The organism is Rhodoferax sp., assembly GCF_028689305.1.
Lineage (GTDB): Bacteria > Pseudomonadota > Gammaproteobacteria > Burkholderiales > Burkholderiaceae_C > Rhodoferax.
In genome coordinates this window covers 2006-6868 of record NZ_JAQTWM010000133.1, presented here as the reverse complement: position 1 = coordinate 6868, position 4863 = coordinate 2006, and the positions used below count along the sequence as shown (strand labels likewise).

The following is a 4863-nucleotide window of genomic DNA, read 5'->3' as shown; positions in this document are numbered from 1 at the left end:
CGTTTGATGAAGCGCGTGCCGCCGTCGAGAGCCTGGTACCCATGACCAGCAATGTGGGCACCCTGCGGCAATTGGGGATCGACCCCGTCACCCAGCCCAACACCACCATCCTGACCTACAGCGACGTCATCAGCCGTTTTGTCCCCAGCAACCTGCTGCAACGCCAGGATCTGGACCCCGGTGTGCTGGCCTGCCTGGACGCCCGGGATCACTGCCGTGGCTGGGCCATCAGCGGTGAGCGGGTGCTGCGGGCGCGAACCGGCGGCTTCCTCGCTGACTTCACCAACTTCTCGCGCCGGACCGAAACCACCGGCTGGCGCTTCAACGCCCTGGTGCTGCTGGTGGACGATGTGGTGGTTTATCGCACCTGGGGTGGCCAGCCCAATCTCGAAGAGATTGAAGTCCGGACCAATCCGTTGGGTCCGTTCCAGGACATTGGCTCTGCGCTGGTGACCAACCAGTGACCGTCCAGACCACGGCAACGTGACCGCCGCTTTTTCTCTCGGCCAGACAAGGATTCGCCAAAGGCCGCCCGCTGGGGGGTGCCTGATGGCACTCGCCTCGGCGGGTTTTGCCGTTCATGCCAAAATCGCGCAACCAGAGGCTTTGCCCGTACAACAACCATGACTGAACGAGACACGCACCGGGTCATCCCGCTGATGGATCAGCGTGCCAGCTCGCTGCCGCTACCCAGCACCGCATTTGACATCCAGCGGCGCATCCTCCCTCACGGGCTCTTGTCTGACACCCGTGGGCGCGACCTGCGAGACCTGCGCATCAGTGTCACCGACCGCTGCAACTTTCGCTGCAATTACTGCATGCCGAAAGAGATTTTTGACAAAAACTACACCTACCTCAAACACGCCGACCTGCTGTCGTTTGAGGAAATCACGCGTCTGGCTCGCCAGTTCATCGCCCACGGCGTGCAAAAAATCCGGCTCACCGGCGGCGAACCCTTATTGCGCAAGAACATTGAACGACTGATCGGCCAACTGTCCGAGTTACGCACCCTGGACGGCCGGCCACTGGACCTGACCCTCACAACCAATGGCTCGCTGCTGGCACGCAAGGCACGAGACCTGAAGTCCGCCGGCCTGCAGCGCATCACGGTCAGCCTGGATGGCCTGGACGACGCTGTGTTTCGCCGCATGAATGACGTCGACTTTCCAGTCGCCGATGTGCTGGCCGGTATTGAAGCCGCCCAAGCCGCTGGTCTGGCCCCGATCAAGATCAACATGGTGGTCAAACGCGGCACCAACGAGCAGCAGATCCTGCCCATGGCGCGCCACTTCATGGGTTCCGGCATGGTGTTGCGCTTCATTGAATACATGGACGTGGGAGCCACCAACGGCTGGCGCATGGACGAAGTCCTGCCCTCGGCCGAAGTGGTCAAACTGATCCAGACCGAGCTGCCACTGGTGCAGCTGGCGCCCTCCCAACCCGGCGAAACCGCCGAGCGCTGGGGTTACGCTGGCGCCGACGGCCAGCACGACCCGCGCCTGGGTGAAATCGGGGTCATCAGCAGCGTGACCCAGGCTTTTTGCAGCAGTTGCAACCGGGCGCGCCTGTCCACCGAAGGCCAGCTGTATTTGTGCCTGTTTGCCGAAAAGGGTTATGACCTGCGCAGCCTGCTGCGCGCCGATGCCTCTGACGCCGATCTGGCCAACGCGGTGGCTCACATCTGGCAAAACCGGTCTGACCACTACTCGGAACTGCGCAGCGCCTTGGGTCCGGACACCGGCCCCCCGGTCAAGCGGGTCGAGATGAGTTACATCGGAGGGTAAGTTGATTTCTGCACACGAGATTACCGGCCTGATCCTGGCTGGCGGACGCGGCTCCCGCATGGGGGGGATTGACAAGGGGCTGCAAAGCTTCAACGGCTTGCCATTGGCCTTGCATACCCTGACCAGGCTGCAAATGGGCGGTGACGTCGGCCAGATCATGATCAATGCCAACCGCAACCTGGCCGCCTACGAGTCATTTGGCGTGCCAGTCTGGCCGGATGAACTGGCCGACTACCCAGGCCCGCTGGCCGGCTTTTTGACCGGACTGGAACATTGCGACACCCCCTATCTGCTGACGGTCCCTTGTGACACCCCCCGGCTGCCACTGGACTTGGCACGTCGCCTGGCCGATGTACTGGAAGCCGATGGCGCCGACATTGCCATGGCCGTAGCGCCTGAAACCGGCCATGAAGGCCAGCTCCGGCTGCGCAGACAACCGGTGTTCTGCCTGCTGCATACCGATCTGCTGGAAAGCCTGGTCCACTTCACGCAGAATGGCGGGCGCAAGATTGATGCTTGGACCGCGCTGCACGATACGGTCGAGGTGCCATTCAACCGCCCCGGTGATGACCCGCTCGCATTTGCCAATGCCAACACTCTGGCCGAGTTGCGTCAACTGGAAGACGCCAGCACATGAAACCCCTGAGCCAAATCGCTTCCGAACTGGCTGGTTATGACCCGCAGGCCCTGAGTGCCGACCGTGTCAACGCCTTTTTGGCAGAACTGGTGGAACCCGTCGCCGAGGTGGAAGAACTCGGGGTGTTCCAGGCCCTGGGACGGGTTCTGGCGGCGGACATCATCTCGCCCATCAGCGTGCCGCCCCACGACAACTCGGCCATGGACGGCTACGCCTTTGACGGCACCCAGCTGTCATCAGGCACCCCGCTGACCTTGAAAGTGGTCGGCACCGCCCTGGCCGGCAAGGCCTGGCAAGGCCGGGTGGGCTGCGGTGAATGCCTGCGCATCATGACCGGCGCGGTGATGCCGCCAAGCCTGGATACCGTGGCGCCGCAGGAGCTGGTGACGCCGGGCCAGGATAACGGAGTCATCACCATCCCGGCCGGCCTGTTGAAGGCTGGCGACAACCGCCGCTGCCTGGGTGAAGACCTCATGCAGGGTCAGCCTGCGCTCTCAAAAGGAGAGCTTCTTACGCCCGCTGCACTTGGGCTGGTGGCCAGTTTGGGCCTGAAGACCGTGCCGGTGCTGCGCCAGCTCAAGGTCGCCTATTTCTCCACTGGCAATGAAATCCTGAGTCTGGGTGAGGCGCCGCGTGAAGGCGCGGTGTATGACAGCAACCGCTACACCGTGTTTGGCCTGTTGACCCGGCTGGGTTGCCAGGTGGTCGATCTGGGCGTGGTGCCCGACGAACCCGCCGCGCTGCAGGCCGCGTTTGAGCAGGCTGCCGTGCAGGCTGACGCCATCATCACCAGCGGTGGTGTGAGCGTCGGGGAAGCCGACTACACCAAGGCCATGATGAAACAACTCGGTGACGTGGCCTTCTGGCGCATTGCCATGCGCCCCGGCCGACCGATGGCCGTAGGCCGCATTCTCAAAGAAAAATTGGCCTCCAGCCCGGATGAAACAAGCACAGATAGCTACAAAAAATATAGCAGTCCAACTGCTGGTTCAGCCATCCTGTTTGGCCTGCCCGGCAATCCGGTGGCCGTGATGGTGACTTTTCTGGCCTTTGTGCGTCCGGCCCTGCGGCGCATGATGGGCTGCCGCGCCTGTGCCCAACCGCTGCTCAAGGCGCAAAGCCAGGAGGCCATCCGCAAAAAACCCGGGCGCACCGAATACCAGCGCGGCATCGTCAGCACCACATCGGACGGCACCCTGCAGGTCAGGACCACGGGCAACCAGGGCTCCGGGGTGCTCAGTTCCATGGTCCAGGCCAACGGACTGATCGTGTTGCACCATGGACAAGGCAACGTGGCCGTGGGCGACGCGGTGGACGTGATGATGTTTGACGGCGTCATCTGAGGCCAACAGGCCAACAGCTGGCGGGCGCTAGCCGCTTTGCCCCTCAGACAGTGATTTCGATGCGGTTGCCGTCCGGGTCCAGGGTGACACTTTCGTAATAACCATCACCGGTGCGGCGTGGGCCGTCCAGGATCACGAATCCATCGTCCTTGAGCCGCTGGGTCAAAGCGTCCACCTGCTGCTCGGAACCGACCGAGATCGCCAGATGGGTGAGCCCCATGCGCTGCGCCCCTGGAGGAATCTCCACCGGCGACAACATGCTGGTGGTCATCAGCTCAATGCGCGCACCGTCGGCAAAACTCAGAAAACAGGATGCAAAGCCCTTGGACGCATTGCGATAACCCGCACCCGCAGTGGCCCCAAAATAAGTCACATAAAAGTGGCGGCAACGCGCCAGATCGGCCGTCCACAAAGCAATATGTTCAATCCGCATGCCTCCGCTCCCGGGTTTTGCGAGCCGCGCCGCTGCCACCGGTGTGGCTCGGGACGCCTGCGTCACAGGTTGATCCAATGGCCATCATACTCTCAAAACAATAGCTAAAAAATCAATCAATACGCGGGCTAGAGCCAAATTTTGTTAAAAAATGTGGCAAGGTGTAACACCCCCCAAGTCAACGCGGTTTGCGTGGACTGCTGGAACGAGCGGCCCCGTTGTCTCGCGGCGGCAGGCCGGTGTGCTGGGTCAGCACCCGCCCCTTGATGGGCCTGGCGTCAGGCCGGGTTTCAGGCTTGGCCCCTGGCGGTGTGGAATTCTTCTTGCGTGCACTCTGGTAACCCCCGTCACCCAGCGGCTGCCAAGTCGGAATCAAATGGTGTTTGCCATTGCCAATCAGGTCGGCGCGGCCCATGGTCTTGAGCGCCTCGCGCAACAGAGGCCAGTTGTTGGCATCGTGGTAACGCAGGAAAGCCTTGTGCAGGCGCCGACGTTTTTCACCACGCACCACGTCCACCACTTCGTCAGCCGTCTCGGCCTCGCGGTGCAGCTTGTGCAGCGGATTGCGGCCGGTGTGGTACATGGCGGTGGCGGTGGCCATCGGGCTGGGGTAAAAGGTTTGCACCTGGTCGGCGCGGAAGCCATTTTTCTTCAGCCACAGCGCCA

General features: G+C 62.3%; 6 protein-coding genes. 4 read left to right on the top strand and 2 right to left on the bottom strand.

The window, feature by feature from the left end:
* The 4 genes from PHW99_RS17565 to glp form a co-directional block, all read left to right on the top strand.
* The coding region (locus PHW99_RS17565; protein WP_300180699.1) for a hypothetical protein at positions 1-464 on the top strand (464 nt) is incomplete at its 5' end.
* A 159-nt stretch (positions 465-623) separates the two neighbouring features.
* A complete protein-coding gene (gene moaA / locus PHW99_RS17560; protein WP_300180697.1) occupies positions 624-1784 on the top strand; it encodes a GTP 3',8-cyclase MoaA in 1161 nt (386 codons plus the stop codon).
* 1 nt (position 1785) lies between these two features.
* Entirely contained in the window at positions 1786-2421 is a 636-nt protein-coding gene (gene mobA / locus PHW99_RS17555; RefSeq protein WP_300180695.1) for a molybdenum cofactor guanylyltransferase MobA, read from the top strand.
* On the top strand, positions 2418-3764 hold the full coding sequence (gene glp, locus PHW99_RS17550; RefSeq protein WP_300180693.1) for a gephyrin-like molybdotransferase Glp: 1347 nt from the start codon (positions 2418-2420) through the stop codon (positions 3762-3764). Before mobA ends, glp begins: the two co-directional genes overlap by 4 nt.
* Before the next feature lie 43 nt (positions 3765-3807).
* Here glp and PHW99_RS17545 read toward each other — a convergent pair whose 3' ends face one another.
* Together PHW99_RS17545 and PHW99_RS17540 are read right to left on the bottom strand one after the other, a co-directional pair.
* Positions 3808-4197, bottom strand: a complete 390-nt coding sequence (locus tag PHW99_RS17545; protein ID WP_300180691.1) for a VOC family protein — start codon at positions 4195-4197, stop codon at positions 3808-3810.
* A gap of 178 nt (positions 4198-4375) precedes the next feature.
* A partial coding sequence (locus PHW99_RS17540) for a DUF3362 domain-containing protein (protein ID WP_300180689.1) occupies positions 4376-4863 on the bottom strand: 488 nt, incomplete at its 5' end.